Raw genomic sequence first — 21,237 nt, forward strand, 5'->3', positions numbered from 1 at the left:
TTATTATCAGTATTATAACAAGATTGTTAACCAATCTCTTTCTCAATTGAAAAATTATTGAAACTTACGTATAATTCAGAAAAATGATTACGGAGGATAATTATGCCAAAAAGAAAACTCATAATAAGCCAAAACTTGAATGTGCTCTTATTACAGAAGATTAAAGAATTGGTTCCCGAGTGGACTGTCATCACCGGAAGATCTCCGGAAATATGGAAGGATCATCTAGCCGATGTTGAAGTAATCGCAGGCTGGAAAACGGAAATGGCTGAATCCATCGATGCAAGCGAAGTAAAATGGATCCAGACATGGAGTGCCGGAGTGAATGCCTTACCCCTGGAAAGTTTGGAACAAAAGAACGTGCAGATTACAACTGCAAATGGCGTCCATGCCTATCCCATTTCAGAAACCATTTTCGCGTTAATGCTTGCTTTAACAAGAAAAATAGATACATATATTAAGCAACAGCAGGTGAAGACTTGGCATCACGCAAATATGAAGCAGGAAATTCATGAAAAGACCATCGGGATCATCGGTGTTGGAAAAATCGGAAAGGAAACAGCTAAAATTGCCAAGGCTTTTGGCATGTCCGTATTAGGAATGCGCCATTCCGGTAAATCTGAAGAATTTGTCGATGAGATGTTCACACAAAATCAATTGAATGATCTCCTTCCTAAGTGCGATTATATTGTCGTGACATTACCATTGACCCCAGAAACACGGAATATGTTCGGGAAAAACGAATTCCGACTAATGAAGCCTTCCGCTTTTTTCATTAATATAGGAAGGGGAAATCTCGTTATTCAAAACGAATTGGTCCAAGCTCTCAAGGACAAAGATATTGCTGGTGCTGGACTTGATGTGTTTGAAACGGAGCCACTTCCTGGGAAGAGCCCATTATGGGAGATGGACAATGTAATCATCACGCCGCACACATCCGGTAATACGGAATATTACGACCAACGGCTTATTCAGGATATTTTCATGCCGAATTTAGAGAATTACCTAAATGGTAAACACCCCTCAATTAATTTACTTGATTACAGAAAAGGGTATTAAGAATTGTAAAACACCATGCACAATAAATAATCTTACTTTGTTTGCTTGCAGATTCCGACATTATCTGTTATATTTAAAAAGAATTATTTTTGTTCGGGAAGATTGATAAGTGAAACACTTTTCGTCTAATGATTGAGCAAGGGTAGTAACACAATGTGTGGATTCACACTAGGAGGCAACAACAATGGAACAAGGTAAAGTAAAATGGTTTAACGCAGAAAAAGGATTTGGCTTCATCGAACGCGAAAACGGAGACGATGTATTCGTACATTTCTCAGCTATCCAAAGCGAAGGATTCAAATCATTAGACGAAGGTCAAGAAGTTACTTTTGAAGTTGAGCAAGGTCAACGTGGACCCCAAGCTACTAACGTTCAAAAAGCATAATTTTAATACAATATATAACGGACTCTACTTGTAGGGTCTGTTTTTTTTGATTAAAAAGCAAAAATAAAAAAACCCTATTCGCAGGGAATAGGGGAACATGAAACAAGTTTAGTAAATGGTAAACACAGTATAACACACTAAGAAAGGAAACCCTAATTTATCCGAAAAGTAAAAATTATCACTCACTTCCACAGGCTCCCTGACTACCATTCATTTCTTATTTCTTATCCACTTCATATGTTCGATCCGTTCCCCAAGGATAAAACGGAGGCATATCACTACTGCTTTTCATCTTGAAATCAGCTTTCCTTTTTTTCAAGAACGCTTCAATCCCTTCTATTGCATCCGCTTGTTTTCCGGTCCAATGAATCATTTTCGATTCTATTTTATGTGATTCAACAGGATGGTTAGCACCGAGCATGGTCCACATTAACTGCCGGGATAACGTCACGGAGACAGAAGATGTATTTTCTGCAATGTCTGATGCAATCTCCATTGCAGCAGACATCAATTCATCCGGCTCGACGATCTTGTTTACCAACCTTCCCTCATATGCTTCACTGGCCGAAATCATCCTGCCGGTAAAAATCCATTCGGAAGCTTTACCCATTCCGACAAGCCTAGGCAAGAACCAGCCGCTGCATGCTTCCATCGTTATCCCTCGCCTCGCAAATACAAAACCCATTTTTGAATCTGTAGACGCAATTCTAATGTCCATGGGCAAAGTCATTGTGATACCAATCCCAACTGCCGCTCCATTAATGGCCGCTATCATAGGTTTCTTCATCTCAAAAATTCGTAATGACAACATCCCCCCTGCATCGCGGTATTCAACCAAAGGAGTGTGATCCATAAAGGTTTCTGCACCTTTTTCCAAATCCATTCCAGCACAGTAAGCATCCCCAGCGCCAGTTATAATAACGGCTCGTACGTCATCATTTTCATCCGCTTCATCAAAAGCATGGATCATCTCCTCACACATCTTTTCATTGAAAGCATTCATTTTTTCAGGACGATTAAGAGTAACAATCATGACTCGATCGACGATTTCACTAGTTATCGTGGAATACAATATCAGTCTCCTCCTTCTCTCAAAAATTGAAATATTCAACAGATTTTTAATTTTACATATAATTACATTTTATCTGTTTTATTTTCAGATTCCTAGTTATTTATTTTTACAAACTGATAATTAATTTAGTCTGCAAAAATAATCGCTTCTATCTAAAATATTTTACATAAATATGTAAAAAAAGACCAGTCGCAAATGCAACTGGTTTTTTTATTTACCAATATAAATGACAAGCAACGAAATGCCCCGGTTTTTGTTCTTTCCATTCAGGTGCAGCACTGGAGCATATCTCCATCGCTTTTGGGCAGCGAGTGCGGAATACACAGCCACTTGGCGGATTGATCGGACTTGGTACATCGCCTTTAAGTACGATTCTTTCCCGTTTAATAGTGGGGTCTGGAATCGGCACTGCAGAAAGCAAAGCTTGCGTGTAAGGATGCAGCGGATCTTTCGTTAAAGAATCACTATCCGAAAGTTCCATCATTCTTCCAAGGTACATGACTAAAATGCGATCTGAAATATACTTGACCATCGATAAATCATGCGCGATGAATAAATAAGTCAATCCCATTTCTTTTTGTAGCTCTTTTAATAAGTTCACTACTTGAGCTTGTATCGAAACATCCAAGGCAGAAATCGGTTCATCACATACGATGAATTTAGGATTTAAAGCCAACGCCCTTGCAATTCCAATACGCTGGCGTTGTCCACCGCTGAATTCATGCGGAAAACGAGTGATATGTTCCGGACTTAAACCAACCAGCTTCAACAGGTCTTCCACCCGTTTTTTTCTCTCTTTACCTTTTGATATCCCATGAATGGCAAGTGGTTCCCCAATCAATTCCTCCACCTTCATCCTTGGGTTCAAGGAAGCGTATGGATCTTGGAAAATCATCTGTATTTCACGGCGGATATGTGACATTTCCCCCGGTTTGTAATCGAAGATATTTTTCCCCTGAAACAGAACTTCTCCGTCTGTCGGTTCATAAAGTCGGGTAATTGTACGACCGGCTGTCGATTTACCACAACCGCTTTCCCCAACAAGGCCGACCGTTTCCCCTGGGTAGATTTTGAGATCCAAACCATCTACCGCTTTCAGCGACTGAGAACCAACAGGAAAATATTTCTTCAAATTCTTAATTTCAACAAGAGGAGAATTTTCGTTGACTGTCTTTTCTTTTACTGACTTATTTTTTAGTGAAACCATTGGTTCTCCTCCTTTATACATTAGTCGGTGCTTGTACCTGTGTTGCTTTTGCCATTGGGTGGTGTAGCCAGCATGCGGCTGTCTGTCCCACTTCGACTACTTCAAGTTCCGGATCATGGTCTTTGCACACTTTCATTGCGGATTCACATCTTGGATAAAAAGGGCATCCTTTTGGCGGATCCAATAAATCGGGCGGTGATCCGATAATGGGAACCAACGGTGCCGTTTTTTCCATATCCAGCCTTGGCACCGTTTTAAGCAAGCCTCTTGTATATGGATGCTGTGGATTTGAAAATATAGCTTCTACTGTACCAGTCTCCACAACCTTACCTGCATACATGACGACTACCCGTTCGCAAGTTTCCGCAACCACACCTAAATCATGAGTGATTAAAATGATGGAAGTATCCATTCTGCGTTGGATATCTTTCATCAGTTCCAAAATTTGCGCTTGTATCGTTACATCCAATGCCGTTGTAGGTTCATCGGCGATTAATAATTTCGGTTCACAAGCTAGAGCCATTGCTATCATCGCCCTTTGGCGCATACCACCTGAAAACTCATGTGGATATTGCTGCATCCTTTTTTCCGGCTGAGGAATACCTACCAGTTTAAGCGTTTCCAACGCCCGTTCGTATGCATCTTTTCGGGACATATTTTTATTATGCTTTAAAATGCCTTCCATGATTTGGCTGCCGATTTTTGTCGTTGGATTGAGAGAAGTCATTGGATCCTGGAAAATCATGCTGATTTCATTTCCGCGAATCTTCTGCATTTCCTTTTCACTCATTTTAATAAGGTCTTTGCCGCCAAAGTTTATTGACCCTTTTCCATACTCTGCTGGAGGTGTTTCCAGTAATCTCATGATGGATTTCGCAGTAACACTTTTGCCGCATCCGGACTCTCCAACAATGGCAACGGCTTCCCCTTTTTTCACTTCAAAGTTCACGCCGCGTACTGCTTGCACTTTTCCTGCATAAGTATGGAAGGTGATGTGTAAATCGTTGACTTCCAATAGGTTCTCCATCATCGTCCCTCCTATTCTAGTAATATCAAATCTTTATGTTAGGACTCATTTATTTCCGTAGTTTTGGATCTAGGGCATCCTGCAGTCCGTCACCAGCAACATTGAACGCGAACATGGTTAAGGAAATCAATATTGCCGGGATTAATAGTTGATAGAAATTCCCTACCAAAATGCTTCCCAGGGCATCACTTGTCAATGTTCCCCAACTTGCCTGAGGTGCTGGCACTCCCAATCCCAAAAAGCTTAGAGTAGCTTCGGCAAAAATAGCAGTGGGTACAGTCAACGTTAAATTAACAAGGATCGGTCCCATTGTATTCGGAATCATGTGTTTTCTTAAAGTCCAGCTCGTATTGGCTCCAGAGATGGTTGCTGCATGGATATATTCATTCTCTTTTAGTTGTAAAACCTGTCCCCTTACCAGTCGCGCCATTGGAATCCAGCCTGTAATTGACATCGCAATGATGATCGGCAAAATACCAGGTTTTAATACGACCATCATTAAGATAACCATCAATAGGTATGGAATCGCATAAATCACTTCAGCAAACCGCATCATGATATTATCCGTGCGTCCACCACGAATGGCTGAAATCCCGCCATAAAGGACACCAATCAAAAAGTCAATCAGCGCAGCCATCAATCCAATGAACAAGGATATCCTTGCACCATACCAAGCTCGCGTGAATAGATCCCTACCTGCTGAATCCGTTCCAAACCAGTGCTCGCTATTTGGGCTAAGATTCTTTTTCTCGAAATCTTGTCCATAATAAGTATATCCGTTAATATATGGCCCAAAAATCGCCAGCAAGACCAAGAGGATAATAAGAACAAATCCAGTCATCGCCAGTTTATTTTCTTTAAAGCGACGCCAGACGTCAGACCAATATGAAACTGTTGGTCTGGCAATTCTTTCTGCTTCCTTAAAGTTCCCTTCAGCGGGTTGGAACATATCTTCGGTTAAATGCACTTTATCTGCCATTATTTCTTCTCCCCCGTCACTTTAATTCTCGGATCAATTAACGTATAGGCTATATCAACGATGAATATCAATAGGATAAGCACCGCACTATACACAATTGTGGAACCAAGAATGACCGGGTAGTCTCGGTTGGATATTCCCTTTACGAACATATCTCCCATGCCCGGTATTCCAAAAATACGTTCAATGATGAAGCTTCCTGTCACGATATTAGCAGTCAGGATACCCAGAATCGTGATAATCGGCAATAACGCATTCCGAATGGCATGTTTGATAATGACACCGCTCCGTTTCAATCCTTTGGCCTTTGCTGTCAAAATGTAATCCTGTCCCATTACTTCAAGCATGCTTGTCCGCATCAATCTCGCGATGAAAGCAAGAGGCATCATTGACAGGGCAATGGATGGTAAAATGGTATGCTGCCATGTCGCCCATGTAGCAACAGGGAATATATTCCATTTTATTGCAAAATAATTGATTAAAATAGTCGCCAAGATAAAGTTCGGGACAGAGATCCCTACGATGGCAATGACCATTGATAAATAGTCGGGCCATTTATTTCTTTTCAGTGATGCCACGACACCCAAAATGAGCCCAAAGAAGATGGCAATCACCAATGCTTGTGCCCCTAAGTGCAAGGACACTGGAAAACCCTTCAAAATGTAATCATTCACGGAAATGGAAGAGGATTTTAATGAAGGACCAAAATCAAATTGAACGACTTCCAATAAATAATTCCCATATTGGGTCAACAACGGCTTGTCCAATCCATAGTGGACTTGAAGGTTTTCATAAACAGCAGGAGGCATAGCTCCTTCTTTAGCAAATGGATTTCCCGGAATCGTATGCATTATGATGAACGTTAATGTAATAACTGCCCATAAAGTAATAATCGCCCATTTAAAACGATTTAATGTATATCTCAACATGGTAATCACCCCAATCATCGATTTTCTAAGGAGTTGAAAACGGAAATGAATTCATGAAATATTCAAATTCGCAATTGAAAAATGGGGTATGTCCTAAATCGGACATACCTCCCATTTCACTTTTATCCTTCTATTATTTTTTATCCGCGTAAATAAAGTTCGGATAAGCATTAATCGGAGCAAAAACTCCAGTAACATTCGATTTAACCATATATGGTTTTGTATAGAAGTAAACCGGAAGGATCGGCATTTCTTCGATCAGAACTTCCTCTGCTTTATGTAAAGCAGCCATGCGTTCTTTTGGATCCATTGTAGATTTTGCCTCTTTTAATAAACCATCATATTCTTTGTTCGACCAATTTGCATCATTATAGGCACCGTCTGTTTCCCAAAGCATGAAAGTCATTGGGTCAACATAGTCACCAACCCATCCTGCACGGGAAATTTCAAAGTCGCCAGCTTTTTCACGATCAAGCTTAACTTGGAATTCTGCATTTTCAAGTGTCACTTCAACACCCAGGTTATCGCGCCACATTCCTTGAACGGCTTCAGCAATTTTCTTATGAGTATCTAAAGTATTATACAAAATTGAAAAATCAGGTAATTCTTTCATGCCTTCTTCAGCAAGACCTTCTTTTAACAATTTCTTGGCTTCAGCAACGTTTTCCTCAAATAGGTTACCTGTATTTTCCTGGAAATCTCCAGTTGCATCAGGAATGCCCGGCGGGATTACTCCAAAGGCAGGTTTTTGACCACCTTGAGCAACATTTTCAGTAATTTTTTTACGTTCGATAGCCATTGAAAGCGCTTTCCTTACCTTTGCATTATTGAAAGGCTTTACTTCCGTATTAAAGTTGTAATAGTAAACAGCAAGTTCTGCGCCGTTTTTGAATTCTTTGTCGCCAGAATTAACCAATTGTCCTTGTACATCCACTGGCAGCGGATAAGCGATATCCAATTCGCCACTCTGATACATTTGCCATGCTGTATTTTCATCTTCAATCAGAGCAAAGTTAACTGCATCCAATTTAATTTTGTCTTTATCGTAGTAATTTTCATTCTTTTCGATTTTCAGGCTTTCTTTATGTTTCCACTCGGTTAATTTGAATGGACCGTTCGATACGTGTGTTTTTGCATCCAAAGCCCATTTTGGATTTTCTTCCTGTACCTTTTTATTGATTGGATAGAAAGTATAGAAGGAAGTCAAGTCAAGGAAATACGGTGTAGGCTGTTCCAAAGTAACTACTAATGTATGTTCGTCTGTCGCTTTAACCCCTACGTCCTCTTCCTTCCCTTTCTTACTGTTGTAAGCTTCCCCGCCTTTAAGATAATAAAGTTGGTAAGCATAGTCAGCAGCCGTTTCCGGTTTCAAAGCATATTTCCAAGCATATTCGAAGTCATTGGCTGTAAGCGGATCTCCATTTGACCATTTCAAACCATCTTTCAATTTGAATGTCCATGTTAATCCATCTTCACTGATTTCCCACGATTCTGCAGAACCAGGCACGATTTTGCCTTCTTCTGTTTTCTTAGTCAATCCCTCAAACGTATGTTCAAGGATCCATGATTCATGAGTACCTTGAGCATTGGCAGGGTGAAGCGAACCAGGTTCACTTGAGTTGTTTACGTTTAATACTTTTGATTTGGCTGAGTCACCCGAGCCGCCTTCTTTTTCATTCGAAGTTTCCTTCGAACCGCCGTTACATGCCGCAAGAATAAGCATGATGGCCATAAGAAGAGCAAGCACTGAAAATTTAGACTTTTTCAAAAAATATTCCCCCTCATCTTTAATCTTTTTTCGAATACTCCCATTTATGAGATTATCCTTCTACCACCTATTAATTGTTCGTATAGTACATTCCGAATGTCAACGAGGAAAGTGAGAAGCATTCATTGCAGGAATCCACCAAAAAACTAGCGAACCGTTTGCATAAATCTGTGTTTCTACCTAAATAAACCAATTAATGCAGTTTACTAGTTAAAAATCACCCTCTTTCCAACCTCGCCAGGGTACTATACCTCGAATTAAAGATGTTGAATTTTAAGTATATTACGAATAAATCAAAAAATCAATAAACTGATGAGTACTTTTTCACAAGATAGTAATTAATTGCTAATCAATTCGATCTAGATAATAGGTAAATAGAATCGAGCAACCTAATTATTGTAAAATGACTTTCGGCATCTATCTTTTTTCCACATTGTTTAATACCAGTATTCATATATGTTCGCTTGTCTTACCATTGTTATTTTTTTCTAAATATTCTAATAATTTAAGTCAGTTAGGTTGCTAAGCCCACTTTCCTAGCAAACCATTTTAAAACAAATGATACATTTTAGTAGAATAATACATTACCTGAAAAAAATACTGGGTTTTAATTTTTTAAATCCCAAATAATGGGGAATAACTATAGGGGAATAGAAATATTATATCAGTTTCTCAACTATATTCACGCTTCAGCCACCACGAAAAAAGAACCTAACTCTAACTCATTTATGATTAAATAAATATAATGACACGAAAAGTAAGCATATGCCTGCCACCTTTTTCGCATCCAAAGGGATGCGTACCCCTCCAAATAAACCGAAATGGTCAATGACAGCCCCAATCAGTATCTGACCTGCGATAACCCCAACCAATGCAGGGGCCACTCCAATCTGCGGGACAACCAATATAATAACAATGACATAAATGGCCCCTAGAAGTCCGCCTATCAATTGCCATTTAGGTACAGTCGAAATTGCAGAAATATTTCCGTTTCCAGCAAACAAAACAATAAATAATAAAGCGAGTGTCCCGATTCCAAACGAAATGAAAGAAGCTTCAATGACCCCCACCTTTTTCCCTAATCCACCATTGATTTGCCCTTGTATGGCAATGGTAATGCCACCTAGGACCGCAAGCAACGGAAATAATATCTTCACAATGATTTTGCTCCTTTTTATGTCCACCCGGACCGATTAATGAATTCGCATTCCATTTTAACATGAAAAATATGTATATTGTCCTTTAGTGATATAAAATCATCTGTAAGGGAGAGATAATCTACAAATAAAAAAACTGGCACTTTGGGCCAGCTGCAATGTTCTATACTAAACTAAAATCTATTTGATCACTGAATTCCTTTGTTGCCGTAACTGGCAATACTCTGTACTTAACAAGGAAAATACCAGGGCATCATGCGATTGTTCACGAAGAAATAGATAACTTCGGAGGCTGCCTTCCTCTTTAAATCCAAATTTCTTCAATAGGTTTCTAGATGCAATATTATCCTTGAAAGTTAAAGCGGCAATTCTGTATAGTCTTAATTCTTCGAAGCAATAGCGTAATACTTCATTAACAGCTTCGGATGTGAAATGTTGCCTCCAATAATCCGGATGGATTTCATATCCTATTTCGGCACGTTTATTGGCAAGGCTCATTTGATTCAGGCCAACGGTACCGATGAATTTGCCTGAATCTTTCAAAATAACCCCCCACCGCATCCCACGTTTGTTTATATAAGCACTTTTAAACGAGTCAATTAAGCGGCGGGCATCTTCAACTAGAGTTAAACTTTCTATCCCATCATACTTGGTCACTTCATCTTTAGAGAGAATTTCAAACAGACTCTCGGCATGATGGTGACCTATTTCGATTAAACACAGCCTTTCTGTTTCCAATTCCTTAAACCACATCGAAGAATCCCCCCGTATATTCAGCTGTCTATTAAATTCTATTCATGAAGAAGTGATACCTGTCTTAATGGACAATTCTTTTAAATTCGTATTTTTAGGGAACAATGCCATTCCGTATGTCCTTTGACATCAAATCCCTGTGTTTGTGTAAGAATGACGTAAACCATCCTGTTCCCGCCTTAACCTAATAAGAAATAACAATTAGGTTGTTCTTAGGACCATTTAATTATTTCACTTGTTCTATACAGCTACTTTCGTTTTGATGTCCTTATTATTTACCCTGACAAACATAGCTTGCCAAACGTAAAATGATTCTTTATCTACACGAGAAAATTCTTCCAATCTATCAAAAAGTCCTATGATTTTGGTTTACCATTGACACTTCCAGGTTATTTGGACCCTTATCATTCAAGTTCTCATCCGATACCTTTTTCCCAGTCCAATAAAGAATGAGATTGACCAAATTTTACACAAAATAATTTTTATAGGATACTATACTTCCAATCCAGATATTATACTAGGAGGAAACAAAATGAAGAAAATAATCCTTTTATCAGCACTGTCACTATCCCTTTTATCTCCAACAGTTGCCCTGGGAGCCGATACTTACGAGGTAGCAAAAGGAGATACCTTAACGAAAATTGCTTCTGAATACGATGTCAGCATTTCCGAATTACTTAAAACGAACCCCGCTATAAAAGATTCAAATCAAATACAAATTGGACAAATCATAAATCTGCCTACATCCACACACATAGCTGATCAAGAAAATAGTCAGTCAGTTGAACAGCAGGTTCTTAATTTAGTGAACGAAGAACGTTCAAAATCCGGCCTCCCTTCACTTGAAATGGATACAGCCATTTCCAAGGTTGCAAATCTGAAATCTGAAGATATGCGTGATAGTAATTATTTCAATCATGCAAGCCCAACCTACGGATCGCCTTTCGATATGATGAAATCCTTTGGGATCAGCTACAGGTACGCAGGAGAAAATATCGCAGCAGGTCAGCCCAGTGCGGATGCTGTCATGAAATCATGGATGAACAGCCCCGGACACAAGGCCAATATTCTGAACAAGAACTATACCCATATTGGAATTGGACATGTGACAGGAGGGAAGTACACCCACTATTGGACCCAGCAATTCATTGGAAATTGAAATCTTTTGAGGCGGAAGATTTCCGCCTCTTTTTTTATCATTACCCTCCCTTCCTAATCTACGGCTTTCCCCCTCATCCATTAATTTTGAACCTGTTCACCTACAGTATGATACCTTCAATAATAAAACGTTCGTCATTTATTTTTTTGTTGGAGGGATACAAATGGAAAACAGTTAAAGTAGTTATATCATACTATCTTTCAATTATCTTCCTGATAAAAATAAATTATGTTAAAATAGAAATCTAGACATAGGTATAAAGGGGCATTTGCAATGAAAATAGAGGTTGGCTCTGTTATCCACGAATTACGAATAAAACAAAACCTTACAAGAGAAGAACTGGCTAAGGATATATGTGAACCTAATATCCTGTTAGATTATGAAAGAAGCATCACTTCTCCAACAATTGATGAATTGGCACTTTTTGCGGATAAACTTAAAGTTGACCTGCCCTACTTCTTCACTACCAAAAATGAACCAATTTATAATTACATAGAAACCATTAAACTTTTGATAAACAAATATAGACGCACTCGTAATTATGAAGCAATCTATGAAATCGTCCAAAAAGAAATGGCAACGGCACCGGAAAAATCGATATCATTTTATCAATTCTTGAAATGGCATGAAGGTATAGCTTTTTTTTATTTGTACAATGACAAACAAAAGACTATAGAATTATTGAATGAGGCCATTCGGATTACAATGGGTAAACGTGTCATTCTACATCAACAGGAGATAGCAATACTAAATAGTATCGGAATCATCCATTTTAAAACGAAGAATTATGAAGAGGCCATAACCATCTTTAATGAAGCATTGGAATTTATCGAGAATATTCCCCATGTGAATCAAGAAGGTACAATTATCGTGAAGATCATTCATGGATTAGCACAAACATTGACTGAGCTTCAATACTATCAGGAATCGTTAAATTATACCCTTAAAGGGATCAACATTTGTAATTCGATAGAATCATTATATTTATATGCAGAACTTCATCTTTTAACTGGTAAAAATCTGATTAATCTCCAACAACCTGACGAAGGACTGCAATATATAAATCAAGCCAAGAACATTTTCAGTCTTCAAAGAAACGAAGAATTCGTACAAATTGTCGAAGATGAATTGGAGAGCATTTTACAATTCATCTGAACTTAATTTGATAAAAAAAGGTAGAGATTGCTTTGATAAAAGCACTTCTCTATCTTTTTTTATAGCATCGTCTGATCAGAAATCGCTTTAATCCAGGATTGTTCAATCTCGCCCTTACATTACACTTTCAATTGCTAACCTATGTCAGCTATAATAGATTAATGAAATTCTACTGGAGGAAAAAAAATTGTCTAATAGATTAGGTTTAGTACTAGACGTGGAAACAACTGGTTTACGTCCCTCTTCCGATGAAATTATCGAACTTGCCCTTATACTCTTTACATACAGCAGTGAAACAGGGGAAATTATTAATCTTATTGATCAAGAATCATTTTTAAGGGAGCCTCTCTCCTATCAAGCAAGAAGTAATTATGATCAAGCATACAGGATTCATGGAATTCCATACAGCTCCGTTGAAGGAAAAAGTTTTCACGATGAAAAAATTAAATCCTTCATAGCCCGTACTGATTCGATTTTCGCACATAATGCTTCTTTCGATAGAAGTTTTCTCTACCAAATGTATCCGGAAATCAATGATCAAAAGTGGTTCTGTACGATGCGGAATGTACCTTGGAAGCAATACGGATTCGAGAATAGTAAACTCTTAACATTACTGCAGGCACATAATATCACCAATTTCCAAACACACAGAGCTCTGGACGATATTTCTTACCTAATGGAACTTATGAGAAAACCTGGCCCTTCTGGTCACCCTTATTTAAAAGATGTCATTGCTAAAAATCCGATGAAGAAATATGCACCTGCCACTCAAAAGTCAAGGGTATAGCATCTGTTTAAATACTTTTACACTCTTGTACAGGTTGCGCCATAGTTTTATCACTATAATCGTTTTTTGACATCTTTCCCTTTTCCTTGTGAACAGGAAGCGCTTGGCACATATATTCAGGTTATCAATAAAAAACAGCGACCAATTACGGGACGCTGTTTCAGTTTGTAGACAAAGGGGGTTCGGAATTAAAAAATTCCGAACCCCCTTTGAAATATGTTTAGAAAGCATCCTCATCACCTCAATTTTTATAATTCTATTTTAAAACAATAAAGACTTTAGGCAAAAGGGTTCTATCTAAAAGTTAAAACAAAGTTGATTGGAGCGGAAGGTGAGAGACTCCTGCGGGAAAAGCGCGTCCAGGGGAGACCCCGCATGCGCAAAGGCGCCGAGGAGGCTCCCGGACCGCCCGCGGAAAGCGAGTGCCTGGAGCGGAAATCAACGTCTAAATTGTACACCCATAAAAAAACTGTAGACAAACTCGATTTTCATCGAGTTTGTCTACAGTCTGAAACAGCGACCCATGACGGGTCGCTGTTTTTTTTGATCATTGTACAGTTGCATCTTCCTGTTTTTCATTTAATACGCCGTTCAATTTTTTATACCGGAAAATAAAGTACGTGAGTGATAATAATAATGCCACAACAAGGAATATGGCCAATATGCTAAGATTATGCCACATGAAGCTATAATCTCCTGTTGAGATGACTGCTCGGAAAGCATTAATCGAATAAGTCATCGGTAAGAATGGTGTGAACCCTTGCAGGAAGCCAGGAACCAATTCATTCGGGAATGTTCCGCCACTGCTGGTCAGTTGAAGAATCAAAATTAATAATGCTATGAACCGGCCAGGATTATCAAAGGCTGAACCCAGGAACTGGATGATAGCCATGAATGTGCAGCTAGCAAGAATGCTTACTGCAAAAAACAGCGGCAGGCTCGTAACATCAATTCCAAGTCCTAAAATTAAAATCGAGTCCACCAATACGGCTTGAAAGATTCCTATGAGGGCCATGACGCTGTATTTACTAATAAACCAGCTAAATCCACTTGCAGGCTTAACAGCAGGATCTCTTAACGGGAATATGATCGTCAGAACGATAGCCCCGATATATAAACTCAATGAAATTAAATATGGTGCAAAACTAGTGCCATAGTTCGGTACATTATTTATTGGCAATTTATCCACTTTAACTGGACTTGCGAACATGTCATATACTTCTTCATTTGATTTTATGTTACCAGCTTCGTTTGCCCCATCCTTCAATTCGTCATGTAATTCTTCAGATCCATCTGAAAGTTTGGCAATTCCATCTTGTAACTTGATAGCTCCATTGGCCAGTTCTCCCATACCACTAGTAAGGCTGGATGAACCTTCTTTCAACTTATCCGTTCCTGTAACTAGACCTTTAGAACCGTCCGAAAGCTGTGAGGTTCCACTTGATAATTGCTTGGAACCATCTTCAAGTTGATCAAGTCCGCTTACCAAGTTGTTGCTGCCTTCGGTTAACTGACCAAGCCCACTCTGTGCTGAATCTATACTATCGCCAAACGTCGTCAATCCAGAAACCAATTGACCTTGACCATTTTTCAGTTCATTCGCTCCATTGGCAAGTTTATCCTGAGCTTGCTTCAATTGAGTAAAACCACCGCTTAGCGCACTTGAGCCTTCACCTAACTGATTTGCGCCATCACTAAGACTGTTTGAGCCCTTAGCAATTTCGGATGCACTGGCTGATAGTTTCCCTACTCCTTCAGAAACTCCTTTACTGCCTTCGCTTATGCGGGTTAGAGAAGCAATCACTCCATCCAAACGCGCTTTCTCGCCAGGATCATCAGTAGCTTCGGATTGTTGTTTCAATCCGGAAATAACTTCTTCCAAACCTGCTGAAACTTCAGAAGCCCCCACTTTCGCTTCGCTCGATGCTGCACTCCATTCAGACAATGAACCTGACAGCTGATCAGCACCAGCGGCCACGCCATTTGCCCCCTCTGTCAAAGCGGGCAGCTTTTCTTCTATTTGATTGAAGCCCTCTAATGACTGCTGCAGTCCAGATGCCAATTCACCGGTACCCGCTTCAGATTTCTTGGCTCCTTGCAAAAGCTCGGATTGCCCATCTTTCATTTGTCCAACACCAGAGCTAAACTGTTGTAACCCTTGATTAAGCTCTTTTGATCCTGCAGCTGCGGAACCTACCCCATTTGAAAAGGTCAATGATTTTTCGGCTAGTTTTTCAAGGTTTTCATGGATTTCTACAGAACCTGAATGAACGGAATCAATTCCTTCATCCACTTTTTTAGAACCTTCTTTAGCAGAGTTAATCCCATCACCAAGTTCACTTGATCCGTTCTTCACTGTATCTGTTCCGTCTTTCAATTCTCCAGCTCCATCACTGGCACTTTTGAGTCCGTCAGCCACTTCGTTCAAATTGTCGAACATTGACTCCGCATAGGTTTTCGTAACGGCTGACGAAACTTCACCTTTGATTCTCTCCGAAGCTGCGTCACCTATTTTAGTAGATATATAGTTGAACCCTTCATTGGACGTGTAAATTAAATCCAGTTTTTCCGGATTGTCCTCTTGTAAGGTCGTTGCATTTTTCGAAAAGTTTTTCGGGATTTCAATTTTCATGTAATAATCTTGATTTTTCAGACCTTCATTGGCTTCCTTTTGACTGACGAAATGCCAATCGAAATCCTTTTTCTCCTTTAACTCCTTGACTAAGTCTTTTCCTATTGTAAGTTCCGATTCATTGAACTCGGCACCTTCATCCATATTGACAATGGCAACTGGCAATTGGTCCACCTTACCGTATGGATCCCAAAATGCCCAAAGGAACGTGCCGCTGTATAACAAGGGAATCATTATGATCCCGATTATGGAAATGAGTATCATAGGATGTTTTATAATGGCTAAAAATTCACCCTTTAAAGATTTTAACACGCCTACCAAGTCCTCCTTTACGACGAATATGCCGTTTATTTAATCTATTTCAGTGAAAAACGGATTGAAGAATACATAATTAAGTCAATTGCTTCTGCAATATATATTTATCATCCTTTATCTATATATTACGTTCAAAACAAAAAATGACTAATGACTATATCGTTCATTCGGTCATTATCACGAAAATAATATAACATTTATCCATCTTTTTATCAATATTTTTTCACTGTCTTACATCCTAAATTCACTATTTTTCTTTATATATCCTATACACATTGCATTTATGGCTGAATAATTCTTTTATCATCAGCTGAAAAATTAGCCCTGATATTTCACACAAAAAAAGGCATCCATTATGGACACCTTTTTTGTGTGAAAATAAGCTATATTCGCATAATTAAATGAAGCGCTTTCATATCATTTTGATATGATGCCTTTTAATTTTTCCGCCTGCCCAGTCAATTTCTCTAAGGATTCCTGATACTCTTTTTCTAATTGTTTTATGATGCCGGCAGCGGTATCTATTTTTTTAATCGCCCCTACACCATGACCTGCTGACCAAATATCGCGCCACGCTTTAGAGTCAGATGATTTGGACATGCTGTCAAAGTCGACTTTTTCTTTTTTTGCTAATTGTTTTGGGTCCATGCCTTGCTTTCTGATGCTCGGTTTCAGCATATTGCAATTAACGCCTGAAAATGCATCAGTCAAGATGATGTCATCATGATCAGAATCGACAAGCATTTCACGATATTCATCATTTGCCCTGCTCTCTTTTGCCACGATAAAACGTGTTCCCATATAAGCCAGATCTGCTCCTGCAGCCTGAGCCGCCAAAATACTGTGACCAGTACTAATTGATCCTGCAAGCAAAATGATTCCGTCCCAGAATGTCCTTACGCTGTCAACGAAAGCAAAACTATTTATCTCACCCGCATGACCGCCGGCTCCCGCAGCAACTAAGATCAATCCATCCACACCTGACTCGGCAGCTTTTTTTGCAAATTCCACAGAGCTGACATCCGAAAAGACCAAACCGCCATAGCTATGTACCACATCCACCACATGTTTTGGTGAACCTAATGATGTAATGACAATGGGAGGCTGATGTTTTTTGACCAGTTCCAATTCTTCATCAAGACGGCTATAAGTACGGTGGACAACCATATTCATTGCCCATGGAGCAATCTTTGAGCCTGGTTCTTTCTCCCCTGCTGCATTCAATGTGTCGTTTATGTCACCCATCCATTGATCCAGTACCTCTATTGGCCGCGCGTTCGGCGCTGGAAAAGAGCCAATCACCCCATTCAAACAGCATTCTTTCACTAACTCAGGACCGGATATTAAAAACATAGGTGCTGAGATAACTGGTAAAGATAATTGATTCCACCAATGTTCAGGCAAACTTCTTCTCATCTATGAAACCTCCCATTTTTAATATATTACCAAAATATAACACTACAAGATAATCATACTTCTAAAATACACAATTTTCAAGAAATTAATTCAGGAGCTGAACTTCATCATCATGCAAGCCATTTCATAAAAAACTGTATATGGAAAAGGGCCCATATACAGTATCGATTCAATTTGAAAGCACCCATTTACGAATGGCTTTAGCCACACCGTCTTCTTCGTTGGTTGCTGTCATCCAATCTGCTTTTTCTTTCACAATTTCTTGGGCATTTCCCATTGCCACTCCCACTTTTGCTTCAGAAATCATGGCAAGGTCATTAAGGCTGTCTCCTACCGCCATAACATTATCCATAGTAATATCGAGGAATGAACATACAAGCTTTATCGCTTTCGCTTTATTGACTCCCATGGCATTCACTTCAATATTCGTTGGGCTTGAATTGCTTATTTCAAAAGTTCCTTTTGATAACAGTTCATCCATGATGATTTTGCGGATGCCTTCATCATTTGTATCAAAACCGAATTTAAGCCACTGCGAATCATGGATTTTTTCAGGCATTTCAGCTCTGTAAATATTATCGCAACTAATTGCCCAAAAATGCGTACCATGTTTTTGGCTTAATTCCCACATCCACTGTATGGACTCACTATCGACGATATTCCTTTCCACCAGTTTTCCTTGATTATCGTAAATTTCGCTTCCGTTTACCGTAATGAGGTATGATTGGAGTTCCATTGACTTGGCAAAATCACTGCATGTAGCATAGGATCTTCCCGTGCTCAATACAACAAAAACCCCTTGATTTTCGGCTTCTTTAATCGCTCTCCTATTTTCTTCGGATATTTCTCCTGCAATATTTAGAAGAGTGCCATCCATGTCAAGTGCAACTAATTTAATATCAGGTTTCTTCATTCTTATTCACCCTTCCTTAATCCTTCTTATGTAACTATGTCCATGATAGCTTATTTTGCATGCACATGGAAAGAACGTGAAGTATTGAACAAGCATTACCATGGAGGTTGTGATTTTTCCATTTCCAATTGTAAAATAGGTATTGATGTTTTTATGAATTAGTATATGGAAATGAATGTCGTGAAACAAGGTCACATCATTTTTTGTGACCTTGAGCATCAATCCGGATTCGATTAAATATAAATTTATCCTTATCCGAACACTTTGTATTCTAGAACTCTAAACATTCTCTACTTCCCATCTTTTTCCATTTCATTCAATTCTTTTTTAATCTGACCTTCCCATTTTGGAATACCGTCATTTTCATCAAATTCTATGATGACATCCGTGACTCCTCTTTCCTTGAATATCTCATTAAACAGGCGATCTTTGATGTCATCAGCCTGGGCGATTGAAATATGGGGATCAAGTTCCACTTCAAGTTCAACATGAAAGTCCTCCCCTTCTTTTATTACGGCCAGTTTCTGTATATCCCTTACATCTGGGTCACCCATGACCATAGAACCAATCTTTTGACGCATTTCTATATCCGCTTCCCCAAGAGCGCCTGCAGCATTATCAAGGAAAACCCTTCCAACCACATAGAACATACCGAGACCAATCATGACAGAAGCAACACCTTCCGCTTGAATGAAGGGCGTGAAGTTTGCTAATAAGATGGCAATTATCGCAAGCACTCCACCTCCAGTTGCTACCATATCTTCCATGAATACTAATTTCGTCGCTGGTTTTGCTCTTTTTAAACCAGCAAAACTCTTAAAAATGACGGCTGTACCTTTAGCTTCGATTCCAGTCTCATGCACCACTTCTTTCATCGCTTTAAATAAAACATATGATTCCAACACAACAGCTAACGAAAGAACGGACAAGTTAATAATGATTCCAGTTGATTCTACTGGGTGCAATATGTGATGAAACCCTTCTTTAATGGTTTCATAAGACATGATCCCGACAACCAAAACCGCCCCTAATAAAACGAGGTTAACCAAACGCCCAAAGCCATCAGGGAATCGATCAGTTGGTGACTTTTTACTAAGTGCAGAACCGATGAAGACAAAAAACTGATTCGCAGCATCTCCCAAAGTATGTAAGGTTTCAGCGAACATAGCGACATTTCCTGTCATGAAATAAGCAATTCCCTTTAGCACAGCGATGATACTATTCACACATGCAGCAATGAACGCCGATTTATTACCTTGTTTTAATAAACGGAATAATTCTTTCATATTAATGCCCCCCCTTATCTTTAAATAAATCCATTATCTTAGTGTATTATCCCCAACACTGGAATATATGAAACCACTAAAGGGAAAAACTCCAAACTAAACGAATTCAGAATAACTGGCATTACTATGTTTTTTATATGTTGTATCTCCCACACACGATTATATTCCAGTGTTGGACGCATAAATTCTAATAAGGTCACAAAAAACTCATTCTTTTTATTCGGAACTGATTAATGCGATTTGAGATCCTTACAAAAAAAGGGAGTAAGCAGTTGCTTACTCCCTTTTTAAGCTTCCATCCCCTTTTTCACTAACTTAGATGGATTATTTACTTTATATCGTATTTCTTTATTGTATTTTTTATCGACCACTTTTCCATCAAATTCGATTTCGTCCCCTTCTTCGAGCTCAGCTTTTTTTAATGTCTTGCTATATCCACACCAAGCATCACCGATTGTCAGTTCAGGTTCCGTTGTCACCTTGACATTCTCCAAGAGTATGACTTCATCTTCTTCACCAGTGAAATGGTTCATTTTCGCCGTGAACTCCTTGACAGTTGCGGTGAAATGCACTTTTTCCCCAGGTAAATCCAACTTAGGTTTTGCTGTCGCCTTTTTACTTTTGGTTTTTGCTTTTTTTGGTTCTTCACTTAGCTGATCCGATGTTTCCGTAATTGGGGCTTCCATCACCTGTTCCTCTTCACTTGGAACTGCGGATGTTTCGGAAACCGGTCCGCTCAACAACTCTTTTCCGAAACTGGAGCTTTGCATTTCCTTTAAATAGGAAGGGTTAATGCAACTAAGCTTTCCATTCTCAAATTCAACGACCACCGTGTCAAGACCGTTTCCATATTGTTCATAACCTGCCAATTTGACTTTCCCTTGAAAACTGCCGCTTTTATATAATAGTTCTCTTTTAACCGAACGGGCAGTGAATAATTTCCACTCCATTCCTTTAGCGATATAGTCCGTATCATCTAAAAAAGGGATATACTCTCCTCTTGGTGCGATATAATGAATCAAATCTTCAGCTGGAGTTTCAGCCACAGTCACCACTCCTAATCTTTTCTATAGATTATATTCTAGCAAAGGATTTCAAAGTTGCAAATGAATGAGTTTATCATAATTGAATGTCCCCTCTAAAAATCGTTCAGAAGTGATGGCATTCAGAGTTCCGAACATCTTTCAATTCCCCCCATACAATGAATACCATCTTTTTTAAACTAGAAAAAAGGCTGC

18 protein-coding genes are annotated in these 21,237 nt (G+C 39.1%); 5 read left to right on the top strand and 13 right to left on the bottom strand.

Annotated elements, in window-relative coordinates; all coding sequences use genetic code 11:
* Positions 1-102 precede the first annotated feature (102 nt).
* Together QUF78_RS14725 and QUF78_RS14730 are read left to right on the top strand one after the other, a co-directional pair.
* Positions 103-1,059: a D-2-hydroxyacid dehydrogenase gene (locus tag QUF78_RS14725; protein ID WP_289325242.1), complete on the top strand. Its 957-nt coding sequence runs from the start codon at positions 103-105 to the stop codon at positions 1,057-1,059.
* A gap of 184 nt (positions 1,060-1,243) precedes the next feature.
* Complete coding sequence (locus QUF78_RS14730) at positions 1,244-1,444, top strand: cold-shock protein (RefSeq protein WP_029714163.1); 201 nt, start codon at positions 1,244-1,246, stop codon at positions 1,442-1,444.
* 217 nt (positions 1,445-1,661) lie between these two features.
* Here QUF78_RS14730 and QUF78_RS14735 read toward each other — a convergent pair whose 3' ends face one another.
* The 8 genes from QUF78_RS14735 to QUF78_RS14770 all read right to left on the bottom strand — a co-directional run bounded on the left by QUF78_RS14735 (position 1,662) and on the right by QUF78_RS14770 (position 10,336).
* Positions 1,662-2,516: a crotonase/enoyl-CoA hydratase family protein gene (locus tag QUF78_RS14735; RefSeq protein WP_289325243.1), complete on the bottom strand. Its 855-nt coding sequence runs from the start codon at positions 2,514-2,516 to the stop codon at positions 1,662-1,664.
* Between the two features lie 214 nt (positions 2,517-2,730).
* Positions 2,731-3,723 (bottom strand): ABC transporter ATP-binding protein, encoded by a 993-nt coding sequence (locus QUF78_RS14740; protein ID WP_289316234.1) that lies wholly within the window; start codon positions 3,721-3,723, stop codon positions 2,731-2,733.
* 13 nt (positions 3,724-3,736) lie between these two features.
* The gene (locus QUF78_RS14745) at positions 3,737-4,750 is read right to left on the bottom strand and encodes an ABC transporter ATP-binding protein (protein WP_289325244.1); all 1,014 of its coding nucleotides are present in this window, start codon (positions 4,748-4,750) and stop codon (positions 3,737-3,739) included.
* A 49-nt stretch (positions 4,751-4,799) separates the two neighbouring features.
* Positions 4,800-5,729, bottom strand: a complete 930-nt coding sequence (locus QUF78_RS14750; protein WP_289325245.1) for an ABC transporter permease — start codon at positions 5,727-5,729, stop codon at positions 4,800-4,802.
* Entirely contained in the window at positions 5,729-6,658 is a 930-nt protein-coding gene (locus QUF78_RS14755) for an ABC transporter permease (protein WP_141994689.1), read from the bottom strand. Before QUF78_RS14755 ends, QUF78_RS14750 begins: the two co-directional genes overlap by 1 nt.
* Before the next feature lie 133 nt (positions 6,659-6,791).
* A complete protein-coding gene (locus QUF78_RS14760; protein ID WP_289325246.1) occupies positions 6,792-8,426 on the bottom strand; it encodes a peptide ABC transporter substrate-binding protein in 1,635 nt (544 codons plus the stop codon).
* 722 nt (positions 8,427-9,148) lie between these two features.
* The gene (locus QUF78_RS14765) at positions 9,149-9,583 is read right to left on the bottom strand and encodes a DMT family transporter (RefSeq protein WP_289325247.1); all 435 of its coding nucleotides are present in this window, start codon (positions 9,581-9,583) and stop codon (positions 9,149-9,151) included.
* A gap of 180 nt (positions 9,584-9,763) precedes the next feature.
* Complete coding sequence (locus QUF78_RS14770; protein ID WP_289325248.1) at positions 9,764-10,336, bottom strand: GNAT family N-acetyltransferase; 573 nt, start codon at positions 10,334-10,336, stop codon at positions 9,764-9,766.
* Between the two features lie 532 nt (positions 10,337-10,868).
* On the opposite strand from QUF78_RS14770, the gene QUF78_RS14775 reads away from it, so the two are divergent.
* From QUF78_RS14775 to QUF78_RS14785, 3 genes are all read left to right on the top strand, one after another.
* Positions 10,869-11,495: a CAP domain-containing protein gene (locus QUF78_RS14775; protein WP_289325249.1), complete on the top strand. Its 627-nt coding sequence runs from the start codon at positions 10,869-10,871 to the stop codon at positions 11,493-11,495.
* 273 nt (positions 11,496-11,768) lie between these two features.
* Positions 11,769-12,650, top strand: coding sequence for a helix-turn-helix domain-containing protein (locus QUF78_RS14780; RefSeq protein WP_289325250.1), 882 nt, complete (start codon positions 11,769-11,771; stop codon positions 12,648-12,650).
* A 187-nt stretch (positions 12,651-12,837) separates the two neighbouring features.
* Positions 12,838-13,437: an exonuclease domain-containing protein gene (locus tag QUF78_RS14785; RefSeq protein ID WP_289325251.1), complete on the top strand. Its 600-nt coding sequence runs from the start codon at positions 12,838-12,840 to the stop codon at positions 13,435-13,437.
* Positions 13,438-13,984: 547 nt separating this feature from the next.
* Here the strand turns inward: QUF78_RS14785 and QUF78_RS14790 are convergent.
* The 5 genes from QUF78_RS14790 to QUF78_RS14810 all read right to left on the bottom strand — a co-directional run bounded on the left by QUF78_RS14790 (position 13,985) and on the right by QUF78_RS14810 (position 21,045).
* On the bottom strand, positions 13,985-16,381 hold the full coding sequence (locus QUF78_RS14790) for a YhgE/Pip domain-containing protein (RefSeq protein ID WP_289325252.1): 2,397 nt from the start codon (positions 16,379-16,381) through the stop codon (positions 13,985-13,987).
* A 420-nt stretch (positions 16,382-16,801) separates the two neighbouring features.
* On the bottom strand, positions 16,802-17,800 hold the full coding sequence (locus QUF78_RS14795) for an NAD(P)H-dependent flavin oxidoreductase (RefSeq protein ID WP_289325253.1): 999 nt from the start codon (positions 17,798-17,800) through the stop codon (positions 16,802-16,804).
* A 169-nt stretch (positions 17,801-17,969) separates the two neighbouring features.
* Positions 17,970-18,713 carry a Cof-type HAD-IIB family hydrolase gene (locus QUF78_RS14800; protein WP_289325254.1) on the bottom strand — a complete coding sequence of 248 codons (744 nt, stop codon included), beginning with the start codon at positions 18,711-18,713 and terminating at the stop codon, positions 17,970-17,972.
* Between the two features lie 290 nt (positions 18,714-19,003).
* Positions 19,004-19,999 (bottom strand): cation diffusion facilitator family transporter, encoded by a 996-nt coding sequence (locus tag QUF78_RS14805; protein ID WP_289325255.1) that lies wholly within the window; start codon positions 19,997-19,999, stop codon positions 19,004-19,006.
* Between the two features lie 287 nt (positions 20,000-20,286).
* Complete coding sequence (locus tag QUF78_RS14810; RefSeq protein WP_289325256.1) at positions 20,287-21,045, bottom strand: hypothetical protein; 759 nt, start codon at positions 21,043-21,045, stop codon at positions 20,287-20,289.
* Between the last annotated feature and the right edge of the window lie 192 nt (positions 21,046-21,237).

It is taken from the genome of Peribacillus sp. ACCC06369 (genome assembly GCF_030348945.1).
Lineage (GTDB): Bacteria > Bacillota > Bacilli > Bacillales > DSM-1321 > Peribacillus.